This window comes from Candidatus Palauibacter sp. (assembly GCF_965222475.1).
In the GTDB taxonomy this organism is placed as follows: Bacteria; Gemmatimonadota; Gemmatimonadetes; order Palauibacterales; family Palauibacteraceae; genus Palauibacter.
Window position 1 is genome coordinate 566842 of record NZ_CBDCUB010000008.1, and the last position, 16441, is coordinate 583282.

A 16441-nucleotide genomic window follows, 5' to 3' on the forward strand; every position below is an offset into this window, starting at 1 on the left:
TGTGCCGGAGCGGCGGACGGGGCGGCAAGCGCGGGAACACGGCGCGACCGCCCGCCGTAAGATTCCCCGTGGGCGAGTCCGCGACCCGGAGCCGGGAGCCGAGACGGATCGTGCGTGAGAAGGTGACAGGGGACGGCCGGACGAATCGGCCGCCGGCCGGCGTGTCCGCGCTCCGGCGGCGCCGGGACCGGGCCGCGTGGTGGGGCGGCATGCTCGCCTCCGCGCTCCTGCATGCCCTCATCCTGTTCGGCCCCGCGGGCCGGGCGCCCGAGTTCGCGCGCCTGGCGTCGCGAGGGACGAATCCGGAACTCCGGGTGGGGGGCGGAGGCCTGCAATCGATCCAGGTCTCCGTGCCCCGTCGCGTCGAGATCCCGCCGCCTCCGAGACCCGTGTTGGCCCTGGACGCGCCGGAAATCGAGTTGCGCGAGGCCGTCCCCGAGATCTCGGCCGACCTGCTCCCTGTGGGCGCCCCCGCGCCACCCGCCGGACGCGGCGCCGCCGCGGGACCGGGCGAAGGCGAGGGAGGGGGAGGCGCGGACGGCTACATTTCGCCGGTGCCGCGCTCCGTCGTGCCGCACTGGGATCCGCCCGGCTCCGTGCGCGGCATGGAGGTGACCGTCCGCGTCTTCGTCGACGCCACCGGCCGTCCCAGCCTCGTGGAACTGCACCCCCCCACCCCCGATGAGGGCTTCAACCGCGACATCGTGCGACAGGTGCGGGCCTGGGAGTACCGCCCCGCCCAGCGCGACGGGACCGCGGTCGAGGGCTGGGCCGAGATCACGTTCATCTTCTGAGCCTGTCCCAGGTCCCGCCCGGGCGCTCTCCCCGGTCCCGCCCAGGTCCCTTCCCCGGGGCCTCCCCCGAGCCTCTCCCGCACCTCCTCCTTGGGGATGGCGACGTCCCGTTGGCGGTTAGCGCTTCTTGATGCCGCCGCGGGGGCCTTCGACCTCGGAGGGGAAGAGGCAGGGCCGGCGGAAATTGAGGAAGGGGCAGAGGTGGTCGCGCGGGAAGTCGTTGACGGCGGGGGCGCACCCGGCGGGGATGCGGGCGCGTCCGAGCCACCCTCTGTTGTCGTCTAGCTTAGCTATAGCTAGCGCTGGTCAGATATACTGAATGGTTCAAGGTGGAGCAGGGAGGCTTGGACAACCCCGATGTTCTCGACGAGACCGGATGCCGGTTCGTGGCGCACCGGGCGTGCGTCCGGGATCGGGATCATCGTTCGCCGGGGGGCGGTCGCGGCGACTCGCGAGCCGATCCGTGCGCTTCGGTCTGCTTTTGCTATTCCTCTCACTTGTTCCCGGCCCGGCGGTCGGCGGCGCGGCCCGGATCGACCAATCAGCCGGCGATGACCAGCGGCTCTGCCTGTCGCAGGTCGGGGAGCTACCCCTGCCCGCCGACTTCGAGTTCGTCGGGCTCACGGCATCCGAGGATGTCGGGCCCGATCCGGCGATCACACTGTGGTCCCAGACGGCCCTCCTTGTTGCGACGCTATCTTCCGAAACGGCGGCGAGCCTCGTGGCCCGCGTACCGTTGACCGATGTCGTCCCGCTCTCGGCGGCGCTGGCCGGGTGGCGTGATGGCGGACCCATCGTAAAGCTGTTCGACCCACGGGACGGCGCGCAATGGACCGTGACCGGGGCTAAGCGCGAAATGGTTCGGGGCACGACACCGGCGGGCTCGCCCGAGGCGGCTAGCGCCCACAGGACTGAGTCCGGCTGGGTTTGGGCGCAGCGGCTTCTGGACCCGCTCGCTATCCTGTCATCGAGTGTTTCGACTATCTCGTCGGGACGGATAACTGCTTCTTCGGCAGGGGCTGGTGTTTCACCTTCGGCGATCCGTGCGAGTGGATCATGCACTTGGATTTCGCAGAGGACGGTGCCGCCTTCGTGCAGCGAGAGCCTGCTGTCCCGGCAGCTGGAGAGTCGGCGGTGGTGTTCGGAACTGCCGAAGCGGAGTCCCGAACGGTGCCCGTGTCCCGAACTTGCGACGGAGTGCTGATCGGCCTTGCCGCGACCGGGGGGAGGGACGCGTCAAGTGACGCGCCGCTCAACCTCGAGCTGTAAGTGAAGCAGCCGCGCACATGAGGGCCTCGTCTACCAACGACGGAATGGTTGCCCAACGAGACGTCCGGGGTGTCCGTCGCGCTGCTCGGCGGGCACCCCCAAGCGATAAGAGTCGGGCAAGCGTACCGGTTGCGGGCGAACAATGCTCGGTGCGTTGGCTTCGATTGGTCTTCGTGGTGTGTTGCGTCATGGGCCAAAGCCTTTCCACCGCGGCTGCGTCGGCGTTGCAGATTGAGGACACGCCGGACCCCTTCGCGGGAGCCCCGCTGTCGCTCACGGCGGCGGTGACAATACAGGCGTCCGTCGCCGGCGATCCGCAGCTAACGGCCCCCCGGGCGGTTCTGGCGGATTCGGGGAACATTTTCATTCTCGATCCGCCGGTTAACGGCGTCCATCGGTTTGATCGCACGGGCGAGTGGGCTGGATGCCATCGGGGGCGAGGGCGACGGTCCCGGCGAATTCCTGCGTGCAGCGGACATGGGCTGGTTTTCCGACACGCTCTGGGTATCCGATCCCGCGGCCGGCCGAATGTCGTTTTTCGACAGGCGCAGCGGGGACTTCGTTCGATCATTGCAATTTCGGTTCGCGTCGGATCAGAGCATCACCGTGCCGCGCCGAATGTTTGGTTCGTCGATCCTCAGCGTTCCGCAGTACGCGAGCGGTGTGGCGGCGGACATGGGATTCGGTTCCCGTTCTTCTGCTCGAGCATGATGGGGCGCTCCGCGACACGCTGGCGTGGAGAGTTACCGGTCGCGAAACTGCCTCCATACTGGTCGAGATGACCTCGACGGATGGCGGTTTGAGCCACGGAACGCTTACGGTCCGCCATCCGTTCGATACACGGAGTCTGTTCGCTGCCGATCTGCGGGGTCGCTGGGTTTACGTCGGCACTTGGCGTGCGGGCGCGGATCGCGCCCACCGTTTCGAGTTACTTCAGCTGGCCAGCTCGACGGACACGATGGCGGTTGCGTACTTGCCGTTTCCCCGCCCTCGGGTTGCGAGGAGCGACATTGAGGCACACGCGGAGCGGGTATACGCGGACCTGCCGGAGAACATTCGCTCTCGGTTGTCGGAGCGCGAGCTGGTGGAGCAGATGGTTCGCCAAGTGGCGCGTCCTACGCGATCCGTGATAGACGCGATGGTGGCGGGTGACGACGAGACGATCTGGTTCCGGCAGAGGACCGGAGACCGGAAAGGAGCATCATCGAAGTGGGCGGCTTACCGCTTCGGAGAGGGGTTCGTCGGAGTCGCCGTTCTGCCCGAGGGGCACGCGCTGTTGGCGCAGTCTGGCGGATTGCTGTGGACAACAAGCCGCGACGCTTTGGGGTTGCCTGCGGTCACGGGATGGAGCGTATCGTGGTCGAAGGGCTCGGAATGACGGGTTCGAGTACATGCGCCGGCTCCTTGCGGTTCGCCAGGGTGGTTGTTGCGGCGCTCGGAACGGTCGCCGCCGGGGCCGCGGATCTCTTAGGCCAGGAGCCGGATTGTGGCGGGCGCGGCGTGCTCCGGGTGGTGGTCTTGGACCAGTCCGGGTCGGTTCCGATCCCCGGTGCGACGGTGGTCCTGCGGTGGACCGACGCGGAGCGGGCGCGAAGGCCGGTGCGAGAGGACGCCGGACCCGGCGGGCAGCTTGTCCTGTGCGCCCCGCGCGACGCCCGCCAAGCCACGCTGTGGGCAGAGTTGGGGGACGCGTCGAGCGAGGAGGCCGTGGCTCCCATCGCCGCCGGGGCGTCGCGTGATGTGAGACTGCTGCTTCGTTTGGCCGAGGTGCGGACGGGCCGCCTGATCGGCGACGTGCGCGACGCTCTCACGGACGATCCGGTGGCTGTGGCGGCGGTGTCGGTGCTCGGGGGGACGGTGGTGGCGGAGACCAACCGCCGGGGCCGGTTCATCCTGAGCGGCGTACCGGTCGGGGTCCACGAGCTTTCGGTGCGGCATCTGGGGTATGCGCCACTCTCCCACGCAGTGACAGTTTCGCGCGGCATCACCACGGAGGTCGAGGTCGGCCTGGTGCCGGAGCCCGTTGAGATGGTGCCGATCGTGGCCACGGCGGCGAGGCCGCGCCGACTGGAGATCAAGGGGTTCTACGAGCGAAAATACTGGGGTGAACTCGTTAGCGGGGGCACCTTCCTCACGGCCGCCGACATCGAGCGCCGCAGACCCATTCTCATCTCGCACATGATCGCCGACGAGATGGGAATCTACTTGGACTGCGGCCTTAGGCAGTCGAGTTGCAAGATACTGAACAGGCGGGGCTCCTCGGGGTTCGTACCCGGTGGCTGTGAGATGAGCGTCTGGGTCGATGGCGTTAGCATCGGAAAGGGCGGACCTGACAGCGTTGTGAGGCCGGTCGAGATCGCGGGAGTCGAAATCTACAAGGGACCCGCCTCTCTTCCGGCCGAGTTCGGCGGATCCGATTCCGGGTGCGGGGTCGTCGTCATCTGGACGAAGTAGTCCCGCCGGAAGCCAGCCCGTCGAGAGCCCCCTGCTCCTCACCAGTCGGCGCCGCTCCGGTGAGCTTGCGGCCCGCCCTTCGATGATGGCCTCCGGCACGCCGAAAGGCGATGCCCTCCAAGCTTGGCCACGGCTGTGCGCGTCTTGGTCAGTACAGCGCCGAGTTCGCCGATTCTCCCGGCAGACGCCCTTGATCTCGGTTCGCGACTCATTGCGGACGCCGAGGATCTTCTCTGCGGAACTCGACTCGCACCTTGTCGCACCTGCCGACGATCTCGCCCTCCGGTTCCGTCACGCACGCCCGCGAAGTCATCGGCTAGGCTGTCTTGAGCCAGAGTCGTTACGACACGTTCACCGGCCTGACCAAATCTTGTTGGCGCCGATGACTTCCATCGGCGTCCGGCCGCGAGTCCAGCGCCCCGTGTGGACGCGTTCGACTCCGCGCCCCTCTCCCCCGAGGTGTGCCATTTTCGATGCCCAAAAGTGTGATTTTTTCGATGTTATGTGGCACGCAACATAACATCGAAGATGTTGCGGCCCGGGTTATGTGGCGGACAGTCCGTATCGTCCCGCCGGACCTGAGAACGCGCCGTATTCCGGCAACATAATCTCCTTCACTCAGAGCGCATCCAGGAAGGCGATCAGTCCCGTGTTTGCCCTCCACGGGCGATCCGATCCGGGCTGGGCGGCATCGCAAAGCGCCATGGCCTTGGCCTTCATCTCCAGGTCGATCTCGGCGTGGATGTTGGTGGTGTCGAGGCTGGCATGACCGAGCCAGGCGCGGATGGTGTTCAGATCGATGCCGGCCTGGAGCAGGTGACAGGCGCTCGTGTGACGGATCGTGTGAGGCGTGATCCTCCTTTCGGCGAGCGACGGCACGCCGGCCGCGGAGCGCTCGACGAGCCGATAGATCCCGAACCGCGTATAGGACCTTCGCTGCCGGCTGAGGAAGACGGCATCTTCGGCTGCCCGCCCCTGCACGAGCGCGGCGAGCGCGGCCTCGGTTCGGGGCCACAGCGGACACTGTCGGTGTTTTCCGCTCTTGCCGTGGATGTTTACGAGCGCGTGCCCGCCGTCGCGTCGTCCGATTTGCAGATCGCTCACCACGAGCTGCGTCGCTTCGGAGACACGTGCCCCGGTGTTGTGGAGGAAGAGGAGCACGGCGTGTTCAACCCGGCCTCTCGGCGTTCGGCGGTCCGGGACCTCGAGTAGTTCCTTCATCTCGGACTTGGTGAGCCAGCCGATCGGCTTCGGCGCTGCCTTCTTCGACGCAATCGCACGGATACAGCCGCTCCACTCGATACGTCCGGGATCGCGGCTGGCGATGAAGCGCGCGAAAGCGCGGATCGCCGACAGCCGCTGGTTGCGGGTCTGCGCGGAGCAGCCGCGGTCATCCTCAAGATGGTCGAGGAACTGGCGCACACGTCGTGCCGTGAGGTCCCGCACCGCAAGCCGGTCGACCGGCTTGCGGGCCCTCGCGCGGAGGAACGGGAGAAGGAGGGCGAAGGTGTCGCGGCAACTCTTCTGCGTGTTGCGGGCGAGGTTGCGCTCGGTGACGATATATTCGGCCAGGAAGCGGCGCAGCCAGGGGCCGAGCGTGCGGGGATCACTCATGGTTTCCTCCTCTGTTGACGTAGGCGTCGAAACGGATGGAAGCCCGATGCGGTAGTTCGGGCGTCATCGACAGATAGATCCGGGTGCCGTTGAGATCGGTGTGGCCGAGCCAGATGGACAGCGTCGGCAGCAGTCGCTGGACATCGGCGCCCTGCCGGTACCGGGACTCCAGCCGGTGTACGGCTGCGGCATGGCGCGGCGAATGAGGGCACGGAGTTCGCCGTCCGTCGTTTCCGCCTCCGATTCGGGCGTCCCTCAGCAGCTTGGTGAAGGCGTGCCCAGCGGTGCGCTGGACCACGGGCGTACCGTCGCGGTTGGCGAGGAAGGTCGAGGCCGTGCCCTTGGGGAGGGGGCGTTCCGCGCGCTTGGCGGCATAGGTGTTCAGCGCGTCGGCAAGTTGCCCGCGGACGGGAACGAGTCGGGTCTTGTAGAACTTGGTGTTGCGTATGGTCAGCAGCGCATCGGGCAGGTCCACATCGCCGAGGGTCAGGCGCTGGGCCTCGGCGAATCGCAGCCCCGCGCCGTAGAGAAGCAGCAGTAGCGCCCGCAGAGTGTCGGCGTCGAGCTGGATCGAGCGTTGCCGACTGACATCGATGGCGTCGAACAGGCGTTGCAACTCGTTACGGGAATATACGTAAGGTGGTGACGACCGCGGCCGGGCCGGCTCATCATCGCGCGCCGGAAGCGGCGAGCGGATCACGTAGCCGCGGCTGATCGCATAGCGGTAGAAGCCGGCCAGGGCACCGTACTTGCTGGCCCGATACCGGGTGAGCGGACCTTTCCCGGCAAGGAAGTCGAGAACGTCGGCCTGGGAGACGGCATCGCACCTGGCGCTCCCCCCGATATGCTTCAGGAACCGGTGCAACAGGTATGCGCCGGCGTCGAACTTGGCGCCATGGGCCTGACGCCGGTCGATATAGTTGTCGACCGCATCCCGGAGAATCATGCCAGACCCTCCAGATCTATGTCGGCGACCTCGCGAAGGGTGCTTAGCCGTACCTTGGCGTACACTGCGGTAGACGAGGTGCTGCGATGGCCCAGGTAATCGCCGGCCTCCTTGAGGGAGAGGCCGTGGTCGAGCAGGTGCTGCGCGGCAGCATGACGAAGCGCATGCGCACCGCGACGCTTGCCGCTGATACCGAGCCGATCGAGGCGTGTCCTGACGACGTTCGAAACTGCCTGCCGGGTCACCGGACGGATCGGAGCTATCAGCGTGAGGAACAGCGCCCTCTCCGGGCGCGGAGGACGAACCTCGGTGAGGTAACGCACGATCGCCTGCCCGACGCCGCGGGAAAGCGGATAGCGATGGGTGCATCCCGGCTTGGGACGGCGTACCCGCAGCGTCTCTTCTTCCCGGTCCAGATCATCGAGCCGCAGGCCGGCGACCTCGCTGGCACGCAACCCGTACGCGATCGGCACCATCAGGATGGCACGGTCGCGAAGGTCGGCCTGCCGGTCGCCCTCGGAAGTTGCAAGCAGGCGTGGCACCTCGTCCCGGTTGAGCCCCTTCGGGAGCGTCTCACCCGGATGGAACCGCACAGGCACGATCCCGTCAGCCAGCCCCGGTGTACACCAGCCCTGACGTTCGGCGAACCGAAAAAAGGTACGCGGACGGTGTCCGTAAATGCGGATCGTGCTCCGACTGCATCCGCGGGCGTGCCAGCGCACGACAGCCCGGTCGATGTCGGCGACTACGACCGCATCCAACGCAATGCCCCACTCGCCGAGCCAATCGAAGAAGTGGGCGATCGTATTGCAGCAATTGCGGATCGTCGACTCGGACCATCCGCGCTCTTTGCGCATCCACTCCTTGAAGACCGCGACCTCGGAGACCTGAGCGTGCCGTTGCCGCACCCTACGGGGCTCATCGAGCAAACCCGCAAAGCGTAGCCATCGCACCGCGCGGCTGACGAAGCTCCGATGCGCCCTCGGTTGCGCCGGGGGACTCGATCGACGGTTGGCCGCCGCCTCGATCCGGGGCACGCCGACGCGCTCCCCTTCGCTCAAGTCCAGCAGACGAATCAGGGTGACCTGAGCGGCTGCGATCATGCGTAATGTGAGCGGCCGCGCGCCCTGCTGCGCGCAATGCCTCAGGTAGCTCAGCCGTTCCTCCAGCAGCGGTTCGCAGCGATAGCGGGCTATCGTGTCGCGGTCGATGAACAGGGCTTCGAACATGATTGTGCCTCCTTGTGGGGTGAAGACATGATGGCCGAACGACTGCCAGTCAGATAATTATGTTGCCGGGATACGGCGCGTTCTCAGGTCCGGCGGGACGATACGGACTGTCCGCCACATAATCCGGGCCGCAACATCTTCGATGCCCGTTGACACCCCGGGTCGAATCCGGATCTCCGGGTGGGGGGCGGAGGCCTGCAATCGGTCCGGGTCTCCGTGCCCCGACGCATCGAGATCCCGCCGCCTCCGAGGCCCGTGCTCGCCCCGGACGCGCCGGAAATCGAGGTCCGCGAGACGGCCCCGGAGATTTCGGCCGACCTGCTCCCGGTCGGCATCCCCGCCCCGCCCGCCGGACGCGGCGCCGCGGTGGGCCCCGGCGAAGGAGAGGGAGGGGGAGGCGGGGACGGCTACGTGTCGCCGATGCCGCGATCCGTCGTGCCCCACTGGGACCCCCCCGGATCGGTGCGCTGCATGGAAGTGACCGTCCGGGTGTTCGTCGACGCCACCGGCCGCCCGAGCCTCGTGGAACTGGACCCCCCCACCCCCGATGAGGGCTTCAACCGCGACATCATGCGACAGGTGCGGGCCTGGGAGTACCAGCCCGCGCGTCGCGACGGGACTGCGGTCGAGGGCTGGGCCGAGATCACGTTCATCTCTTAGGCATGTCTTCGGCATCGTCCGTTTGACGGCCGGTTGACGCCGCCCCCCACCCTCGTTGCAGTGGGCTCGAACGGGGAGGTGCGGGGTGTGGGATCTGAATCGCGCCGAACGCAAGGCGCTCGGCACGGCGCTCGTGCTGATCGGGGTGAGTCTCATCGTCCGAACGGCGCTCGCCCCCGATCCCGGAGAAGTGGACGGGATCGAGGGGATCGATCCGGCGCGAGACCTGCAGGGCGTGGGGGGGGACGTCCTCTCCGCGCTGATGCGGGAGCAGCGCGCGCAGACGCCGCTTGCCGATGGTGAGCGGATCGAGGTGAACCGGGCGTCGGCCGACGAACTGCGCCGACTTCCCGGAGTCGGCCCGAGCCTCGCGCGGGCCATCGTCGAGGAGCGCGACCGCGAACCGTTCCGCGAGGCGGCCGACCTCGAGCGCGTGGCCGGGGTGGGAGAGGTCACCGCGGGCCGCCTCGCTCCCTGGCTCCAATTCGATACGGCGATCCCGCGTCCCGGTCTCGTCGCGCCCTCGGGGCGCTCCGACTCGCGGCCCCCCGCGCTTCCGGCAGCGGACCGGCTCGTCCCCCCCACGGGGGCGGGGTGTGCGCCGGGCGGGGAGCGGGTCGATGTGAACCGGGCCGGACGGGAGGAACTCGAGAGCCTGCCCGGTATCGGGTCCGTCATCGCGGGCCGCATCATCGAGGACCGGACCGCGAACGGGCCGTTCCCGAACCCCGGGGCGCTCACGCGCGTCCGCGGCATCGGGGAACGTTCGCTCGACCGTCTCGCCGGTCGCGTGTGCGTGGGGGCGCCTTGAGTTCCGCTGAGGCGCGCGTAACGGTCCCGGAACCGGCTCCCGAGTTGGCGCGGCCGCCGGAGGGCAGGGTCCTGAGGCTCGTCCCGGCCGACTTCGCGAGCCGGCATCTCGTGCTCCCGCTGCGCCGTGCGGGTCGCACCCTCACCGTCGCCATGGCGGACCCCGGCGACCCGAACGTCATCGAGGACCTGAAGTTCCTCACCCGGTTCGAAATCGAGCCGGTACCGGCGGGGGAGTACACCCTCCGCCGGCTCATCGACCAGAGCTACGGATCCGCCGCCGAACCCGGACGAACGCGGAGAGGACGCCCCCGGGAGCCGGACCGGGAGGTCGAAGTCGTCGAAGGCGCCGGAGCGGCCGCCCGGGACGACGACGCCCTCCGGGCCGACATCGAGGATGAGCCCGTCGTGAGGCTGATCAACTCGATTCTCCGGGACGCGGTTCGTCGCGGCGCCTCCGACATTCATCTGGAGCCCTACGAGAGCGAACTGCGCGTGCGCTACCGTCTCGACGGGCACCTGCGCGAGATCATGCGGCCGCCCTTCCGGATGACGGCCGCGCTCACGTCGCGCCTCAAGATCCTCGCCGACCTGAACATCGCCGAGCGCAGGGTTCCCCAGGACGGGCGCATGAAGATGAGGGTCGGCGGGAAGGTCATCGACTTCCGCGTCTCCACCCTCCCCACGCTGTTCGGAGAGAGGATTGCCCTCCGGATCCTGGACAAGGGGAAGCTGGCCTTCGACCTCGAGTCCTTCGGCATGGAGGAGCGCGCGGAGCGGCGCTTCCTGGAAGCGATCGCGAACCCGACGGGCATGATCCTCGTGACCGGGCCCACCGGATCGGGAAAGACGACCACCCTCTACAGCGCGCTCGCCCGGCTCAACCGGCCGGAGGTCAACATCCTGACCGCGGAAGATCCGGTCGAGTACAGCGTGCGCGGGATCAACCAGGTCCAGGTCCGGTCGAAGATCGGCCTCACCTTCGCATCGGTCCTGCGCGCCTTCCTCCGCCAGGACCCCGACATCGTCATGGTCGGCGAGATCCGGGACGCGGAGACCGGCGGCATCGCGGTCAAGGCGGCGCTCACCGGGCATCTCGTCCTCTCGACGCTCCACACGAACGACGCGGCGTCGACCACGACCCGGCTCGTGGACATGGGGATCGAGGCGTTCAACGTCGCCGCGGCCGTCACGATCATGACGGCCCAGCGTCTCGTGCGCCGGATCTGCGCCGCCTGCAGGGTCGAGACGAGCTATCCGCGCGAAGTCCTCCGTTCCGCGGGTATCGAAGATCCCCGGGGTCCCGAATACACGTTCCATCGCGGCGCCGGCTGCGACGCGTGCGGCGGGTCGGGATATGCCGGGCGGCAGGGCCTCTACGAAGTCCTCCCGATGTCGTCGGCGATCCGCCGCATGGTCCTCACGGGCGCGTCCGCCGAAGAGGTCGAGAGACGGGCGGTCGACGAGGGGATGGTCACGTTGCGGCAGGACGGGCTGATCAAGGTCGGGAAGGGGATCGTCACGCTGGAAGAGGTGCTGGGAGAGACTTCGGCCCGGAACCCCGGGGAGGGGAGATGATGGCCGGGACTCCCGTCACTGATGCGCGCCTGCGGGCGCTCCTTGACGAGATGGTCGAGCGTGACGCGTCCGACCTGCACCTCACGGTCGGCGGTACGCCGAAGCTCCGCATCGACGGACGGATGACGGACTGTCGAACCGAAGGTGTGCCGGGGTCCGTGCTGGGGTCCGGGGACACCGCCGCGCTCGGCCGTTCCCTGCTCACGGAGCCGCAGAGGGCGCGCTTCGCGCGGGACCACGACATCGACTTCAGCTTCTCGGTGGGGAAGCTGTCCCGCTTCCGCGTGAATCTGTTCCGGCAGCGGGGCCACGTGGCCTGCGCGATTCGCCGCGTCCCGGTCCAGATCCGAGACCTGCGGGCACTCGGCATCCCGTCCGTCGTCGCGCGCCTCACCGAGAAGCCGCGCGGGCTCGTGCTCGTGACGGGGCCCACCGGCTCCGGCAAGTCGACGACCCTGGCGGCGATGGTCGACCGCATCAATACGCAGCGGGCGGGCCACATCATCACCATCGAAGACCCGATCGAATTCGTGCACCCCCACAAGGGCTGCATCGTGAACCAGCGCGAGGTCGGACACGACACGCGCAGCTTCGATACGGCGCTCAAGTACGCGCTCCGACAGGATCCCGACGTCATCCTGATCGGCGAAATGCGGGACGCGGAAACGATTCAGGCGGCGCTCACGATCGCGGAGACCGGCCACCTCGCGCTCGCCACGCTCCACACCAACTCGGCGCCGGAGACGATCAACCGCATCATCGACGCCTTCCCCGCCCACCGGCAGGAGCAGGTCCGGGCTCAGTTCGCCCTCGTGTTCGAGGGGGTGGTGACGCAGGCGCTGCTCCCGCGGGCGGGCGGCAGGGGGCGCGTCGCCGCCTGCGAGATCCTCATCGCGACCCCTGCCACCCGGGCGCTGATCCGGGAGGCGAAGGTTCACCAGCTCTGCTCGGCGATGCAGGCGGCCCGGAAGTTCGGGATGCAGACGCTCAACGACGCCCTCTTCCGGCTCTACGTACGGCGCCAGGTGGCGTTCGAGGACTGCATCCGCGTCACGTCGGATCCGGCCGGATTCCGCCGCATGACCGGGACCTCGCTGCCCGCGGGGGCCGCCCGGTGAACCGAGCGGGCGAGACCGGCCGCCGGCACAGGTGGGGAGTGGATGATGCGGGGGCTGGCGGTCGGTCCACCCTCTTCTCGAGGGTCCGCCCCCGCGAACTCGTCGTCTTCACGCGGCAGTTCGCCACCATGATCCACGCGGGGCTGCCGCTGACGCGGGCGCTGGAGATCCTCTCCCGCCAGGCCCGGAGCCCCGCGCTTCGCGCCGCCATCGAGGAATCGCTCTACGAGGTCGAAGCCGGAAGCACCCTCGCCGACGCGCTGGGACGGCATCCCGCGGTGTTCACCAGCCTGTACGTGAACATGGTCGCCGCCGGTGAGTCCGGGAGTCTCCTCGACGCGATTCTCGAACGTCTGGCCACCTTCCTCGAGAAGAACGATCGCGTCCGGAGGAAGGTGAAGGGCGCCCTGCTCTATCCCGCCGTCGTGCTGGGGGTGGCCGTGGCCGTGATCGCGACCCTCCTCTTGTTCGTGATCCCGACGTTCGAGTCCGTGTTCGCCAGCTACGGGGCCCTGCTGCCCGTCCCGACCCGCGCGGTCATCGGGCTCTCCCGGGTCGTCCAGAGCTTGTGGTGGGCCATTCTCATCGCGACGGGCGGGGCCTTCTTCCTCCTGCGCCGCTGGGTCGCGACCGATGCCGGGAGGTCGCGCGTGGACCGCTTCCTGCTCCGGCTCCCAATCTTCGGATCGCTGTTGCGGAGGGCCGCCGTGTCGCGTTTCACGCGGACTCTCGGCACGATGCTCGCCTCCGGCGTTCCGATCCTCGAGGGGCTCGAGATGACGGCGCGGACGGCGGGGAACCGCGTGATTCACGACGCCGTCATCGAGAGCCGCGACGCGATCGCGGGCGGGGATTCGATCACGGGGCCGCTGGAGATGACCGGCGTCTTTCCTCCCATGGTGTCCCAGATGATCCACGTCGGCGAGGAGACCGGAGACCTGGACGGGATGCTGTCGCGGATCGCCGATTTCTACGACGACGAAGTGGATGTGGCGGTCGAGAGCCTCCTCAAGGTCCTCGAGCCCACCCTCATCGTGATCCTGGGGGGGATCGTCGGCGGGATGATCATCGCCATGTACCTGCCGATATTCGATCTCGTCAACGCGATCCAGTAATGCGCCGTCGCTCCGCCCGCGGCTTGCGGTGCGGGTGCCCGGCGCTCCACTTGCCGGCATGGCAGCGCACGAAACCGATCCGGGGCCGGAGGCGCGCCTCGACGTGCGGGATCTCCTCGGGGAGTCCGCCGAAGCCGTCTGCGAGCGGTTCGGCCGGCCGGCCGTGGACCGGTGGACCGGCGGGGACCGTTGGCTGCGGTTCGAGGGGCCCGACTGGTCGCTCCGCGCCCGGGCGAGGCCGCGGGGGAGCGGCAGGGCCGCGCGGATCAGGTCGTGGACGGTCGCGTTTCCGAAGGGGTTCGACACTCTGGGGGATGCGTTGCGCGCGCTCGGCCTCGGAGATGCCGCGCCGGGACCGGAGACCCGAGAACTCCGCCTCCCGCTGCGCGATGGAGCCGGACGCCTGCACTCGCTCACCGCCTCGCGGCGCGGCGCGCGCATCCACTCGGTGTCGGCCTTCGATGAGCCCCCGGACTGGGAAGACCCGACTGCGGGATGAGCGGTGGCCGCCGGATCGTGGTTGATGCTCCGTTGAGAGCGGAGCGCCTTCTGGGTGTGGAAGCCGCGGGCGAGCCGGACCCGCGATGACGAGGCACCGGAGGTGGAGGAGGAGAGGATGAGGAGAGAAGAAGGGTTCACCCTGATCGAACTGCTGATCGTGGTCGTCATCATCGGCGTTCTCGCCGCGATCGCGATCCCGCAGTTCACGAACACGAAGCAGAAGGCGTTCGACGCGGCCGCGCAGAGCGACATCCGCAACCTGATGACGGCCGAGGAGGCATACTTCTTCGGTCGCCAGGCCTACGCGGCGAGCACGGTGGCGGCGGGCGGCACGGCGGATCTGGACGCCGACGGGAACTCGGACTTCCAGGCCAGCATGAACGTCTCGCTCACGGCGACCGCCTACACGGACGGCTACCGGATCACGGCGAAGCACGCTTCCTCGAACCAGACGTGGTGCGTGAATTCGTCGCCGTCGAACGCGGTCGGGGCGATCGGCCAGATCGTACAGGGAACCAGTTGCTAGCAGTCCGTGGCGATGGATCGCCGCTCGAATGCAGCGGGGCTTTTGCCACGGGCTTGTCTATTACCGTCCAGAGCCGATGAGACGCCCTTGAGAGGGGCAGGGACCCTTCGTGAGGAAGCTGGAAATGCTTACTCGACGAAGGGAGGAAGCCCATGGCGAGAGTGGCGGGAAACGGATTCAGCCTGGTCGAAGTGGTGGTTGCGATCGCCATCGCCGGCATCGCGGCCACGGCCGTCATGTCACGCGGGGCCTTCGACCGCTTCAGCCTGACGCGGGCGGCCCGCCTGGCGGAATCGCAGCTGGTGCGTGCCCGTCTTCACGCCGTCGCCACCCACGCCCGGACGGAGGTGACGCTCGCGGGCACCCGACTCGAGGTGGCGCGGCGCGGCGGTCCGCCCCTGTCTCACGTCGATCTCGCGACCCACGGACTCGGACGGCTCGATTCGGTCCGCTTGCGACCCGCGACGATCCGGTTCAATGCCCGGGGCCAGGGTTCGCCCGGGAGCGTCTACCTGTATCGCGGTGGCCGCGGGGTTCGCCTCGTGTCGAACTTCGTCGGACGGGTACGCGCCGTCCCGTTCGACTATTGAGCGCCGCCGCGAAGTTCCCGGGTGGGTCGGCTGGATTCGGCCTCATCGAGGTCGCGCTCGCGGTCACGGTGGCCTCGATCGGGATCCTCGGCGCGGCGGGGGTGGTCGTGGGCATCGGCTCGCAGGCCCGCCTCTCGGCGCGGGATACCGATCGCACGCTGGCGGGCCGCGGCGTCATGCAGGGCCTCGTCCGCGAAGGGCATGCCGCCGCGATGTCCGGCACGGGAATCGCGGAGGTCGGCGGGCGGCGGCACGATGTCACCCGCGTGGTCACGACGCGCTCACCGCGGCTCCGGCACGTCCAGGTGACCATCACGCCGCCCCTCGGCCCGGACGCCGCGTTCGAGGTCCTGCTCGCGCGCGAACGACCGATGCCGGTGACGCCGTGAGCCGCCCGCGAAGGCGCCGCGTCGTCGCGGGGAGGCGGACCGTCGGGTTCACGCTCACGGAAATGCTCGTCGCCCTGGTGGGCGCCGGCCTCCTCGGCGGCGTGCTCATGGCGCTCATCGTGAGCCAGAGCCGCTTCCACCTGCGGAACGAGGACGCCGTCCAGGCCGCGCAGACGACGCGCGCCCTGTTCGACGGGATGGGGGCCGAAATCCGGGGGGCGGCGCCTGACGACCTCCTGAACGCGACGCCGGACACGGTGTCGATTCGGCTCCCCGTGCTGAGAGTCGTCGTCTGCGACAGCGTCGGCCCCGGGACCGCGGACATCTTCGTGTACGACTCCGTCCCGGCGACCAACCTGCGGTCCCCGTGGCGCGGCACGGCGCTCTCCGAACCGTACGGGGCCGCCTTCCGCTACGAGGACGGATTCACGACCGCGTCCGCGGTGTCGGCGGTGGCGGAGTCGTCGTGCCGCGCGGCGGGGGCGGACCGCGCCGGCCTCGCGCCCCCGACGTGGTTCCGCCGCACGAGCGGCTGGGCCGGTCGTTTCGGCGCGACGCCGCGGCGGGGCGCGCTCGCCCGCATCTACGGAAGGCTGACCTACTCGATCCGCTCCGCGAGCACGGAACCCGGCGCCGTCGCGGTCCGGCGCAACGGCCAGGAATTCGCCACGCCGTTGGCGCCGGGTGCCGTCTTCGAATACGGGATGGACGACGGGTCGACGCGGGCTCGGGTCGTCCCGGCCGATCTCGCGCAGGTTCGTGAAGTCCGTCTGGTCGCGGAGGCCATCGGACGAAACCGCCTCGGGGATGTCCGACGGATCGTCTACCAGATGCCGTTTCGGAACTGA

16 protein-coding genes are annotated in these 16441 nt (G+C 68.7%); 13 read left to right on the forward strand and 3 right to left on the reverse strand.

Annotated features, from left to right (window positions below; genetic code table 11):
• Positions 1-110 precede the first annotated feature (110 nt).
• The 3 genes from ACOQPP_RS17960 to ACOQPP_RS17970 all read left to right on the forward strand — a co-directional run bounded on the left by ACOQPP_RS17960 (position 111) and on the right by ACOQPP_RS17970 (position 4517).
• Positions 111-794, forward strand: coding sequence for an energy transducer TonB family protein (locus ACOQPP_RS17960; RefSeq protein WP_419167407.1), 684 nt, complete (start codon positions 111-113; stop codon positions 792-794).
• A 1668-nt stretch (positions 795-2462) separates the two neighbouring features.
• On the forward strand, positions 2463-2774 hold the full coding sequence (locus ACOQPP_RS17965) for a hypothetical protein (protein ID WP_419167406.1): 312 nt from the start codon (positions 2463-2465) through the stop codon (positions 2772-2774).
• A 645-nt stretch (positions 2775-3419) separates the two neighbouring features.
• Positions 3420-4517, forward strand: a complete 1098-nt coding sequence (locus ACOQPP_RS17970) for a carboxypeptidase regulatory-like domain-containing protein (RefSeq protein ID WP_420637115.1) — start codon at positions 3420-3422, stop codon at positions 4515-4517.
• Between the two features lie 618 nt (positions 4518-5135).
• Here the strand turns inward: ACOQPP_RS17970 and ACOQPP_RS17975 are convergent.
• The 3 genes from ACOQPP_RS17975 to ACOQPP_RS17985 are packed head-to-tail and all read right to left on the reverse strand — an operon-like array spanning position 5136 to position 8306.
• Positions 5136-6131 (reverse strand): tyrosine-type recombinase/integrase, encoded by a 996-nt coding sequence (locus tag ACOQPP_RS17975; protein ID WP_419167404.1) that lies wholly within the window; start codon positions 6129-6131, stop codon positions 5136-5138.
• The gene (locus tag ACOQPP_RS17980; RefSeq protein WP_420637116.1) at positions 6124-7077 is read right to left on the reverse strand and encodes a tyrosine-type recombinase/integrase; all 954 of its coding nucleotides are present in this window, start codon (positions 7075-7077) and stop codon (positions 6124-6126) included. The genes ACOQPP_RS17975 and ACOQPP_RS17980 overlap by 8 nt, the downstream gene beginning before the upstream one ends.
• Positions 7074-8306 carry a tyrosine-type recombinase/integrase gene (locus ACOQPP_RS17985; RefSeq protein ID WP_419167402.1) on the reverse strand — a complete coding sequence of 411 codons (1233 nt, stop codon included), beginning with the start codon at positions 8304-8306 and terminating at the stop codon, positions 7074-7076. The genes ACOQPP_RS17980 and ACOQPP_RS17985 overlap by 4 nt, the downstream gene beginning before the upstream one ends.
• 216 nt (positions 8307-8522) lie before the next feature.
• On the opposite strand from ACOQPP_RS17985, the gene ACOQPP_RS17990 reads away from it, so the two are divergent.
• The 10 genes from ACOQPP_RS17990 (at position 8523) to ACOQPP_RS18035 (ending at position 16441) form a co-directional block, all read left to right on the forward strand.
• Complete coding sequence (locus ACOQPP_RS17990) at positions 8523-8966, forward strand: energy transducer TonB family protein (protein ID WP_419167401.1); 444 nt, start codon at positions 8523-8525, stop codon at positions 8964-8966.
• 85 nt (positions 8967-9051) lie between these two features.
• Entirely contained in the window at positions 9052-9777 is a 726-nt protein-coding gene (locus tag ACOQPP_RS17995) for a ComEA family DNA-binding protein (protein ID WP_419167400.1), read from the forward strand.
• Positions 9774-11354 carry a GspE/PulE family protein gene (locus tag ACOQPP_RS18000; protein WP_419167399.1) on the forward strand — a complete coding sequence of 527 codons (1581 nt, stop codon included), beginning with the start codon at positions 9774-9776 and terminating at the stop codon, positions 11352-11354. The genes ACOQPP_RS17995 and ACOQPP_RS18000 overlap by 4 nt, the downstream gene beginning before the upstream one ends.
• The gene (locus ACOQPP_RS18005) at positions 11351-12472 is read left to right on the forward strand and encodes a type IV pilus twitching motility protein PilT (protein WP_419167398.1); all 1122 of its coding nucleotides are present in this window, start codon (positions 11351-11353) and stop codon (positions 12470-12472) included. The genes ACOQPP_RS18000 and ACOQPP_RS18005 overlap by 4 nt, the downstream gene beginning before the upstream one ends.
• Positions 12469-13587: a type II secretion system F family protein gene (locus ACOQPP_RS18010; protein WP_419167397.1), complete on the forward strand. Its 1119-nt coding sequence runs from the start codon at positions 12469-12471 to the stop codon at positions 13585-13587. Before ACOQPP_RS18005 ends, ACOQPP_RS18010 begins: the two co-directional genes overlap by 4 nt.
• A gap of 58 nt (positions 13588-13645) precedes the next feature.
• Positions 13646-14086 carry a hypothetical protein gene (locus ACOQPP_RS18015; protein WP_419167396.1) on the forward strand — a complete coding sequence of 147 codons (441 nt, stop codon included), beginning with the start codon at positions 13646-13648 and terminating at the stop codon, positions 14084-14086.
• A 117-nt stretch (positions 14087-14203) separates the two neighbouring features.
• Positions 14204-14614: a type IV pilin protein gene (locus tag ACOQPP_RS18020; RefSeq protein ID WP_419167395.1), complete on the forward strand. Its 411-nt coding sequence runs from the start codon at positions 14204-14206 to the stop codon at positions 14612-14614.
• A gap of 152 nt (positions 14615-14766) precedes the next feature.
• Entirely contained in the window at positions 14767-15204 is a 438-nt protein-coding gene (locus ACOQPP_RS18025; protein ID WP_419167394.1) for a GspH/FimT family pseudopilin, read from the forward strand.
• On the forward strand, positions 15201-15593 hold the full coding sequence (locus tag ACOQPP_RS18030) for a type IV pilus modification PilV family protein (RefSeq protein ID WP_419167393.1): 393 nt from the start codon (positions 15201-15203) through the stop codon (positions 15591-15593). The genes ACOQPP_RS18025 and ACOQPP_RS18030 overlap by 4 nt, the downstream gene beginning before the upstream one ends.
• A complete protein-coding gene (locus ACOQPP_RS18035) occupies positions 15590-16441 on the forward strand; it encodes a PilW family protein (protein ID WP_419167392.1) in 852 nt (283 codons plus the stop codon). Before ACOQPP_RS18030 ends, ACOQPP_RS18035 begins: the two co-directional genes overlap by 4 nt.

What these genes read in the sequence shown, in the direction of transcription:
- ACOQPP_RS17975 (WP_419167404.1), bottom strand. Translation starts at nt 6,131, where the DNA reads ATGAGTGATCCCCGCACGCTCGGCCCCTGGCTGCGCCGCTTCCTGGCC.
- ACOQPP_RS17980 (WP_420637116.1), bottom strand. Translation starts at nt 7,077, where the DNA reads ATGATTCTCCGGGATGCGGTCGACAACTATATCGACCGGCGTCAGGCC.
- ACOQPP_RS17985 (WP_419167402.1), bottom strand. Translation starts at nt 8,306, where the DNA reads ATGTTCGAAGCCCTGTTCATCGACCGCGACACGATAGCCCGCTATCGC.
- ACOQPP_RS18005 (WP_419167398.1), top strand. Translation starts at nt 11,351, where the DNA reads ATGATGGCCGGGACTCCCGTCACTGATGCGCGCCTGCGGGCGCTCCTT.
- ACOQPP_RS18015 (WP_419167396.1), top strand. Translation starts at nt 13,646, where the DNA reads ATGGCAGCGCACGAAACCGATCCGGGGCCGGAGGCGCGCCTCGACGTG.
- ACOQPP_RS18020 (WP_419167395.1), top strand. Translation starts at nt 14,204, where the DNA reads ATGAGGAGAGAAGAAGGGTTCACCCTGATCGAACTGCTGATCGTGGTC.
- ACOQPP_RS18025 (WP_419167394.1), top strand. Translation starts at nt 14,767, where the DNA reads ATGGCGAGAGTGGCGGGAAACGGATTCAGCCTGGTCGAAGTGGTGGTT.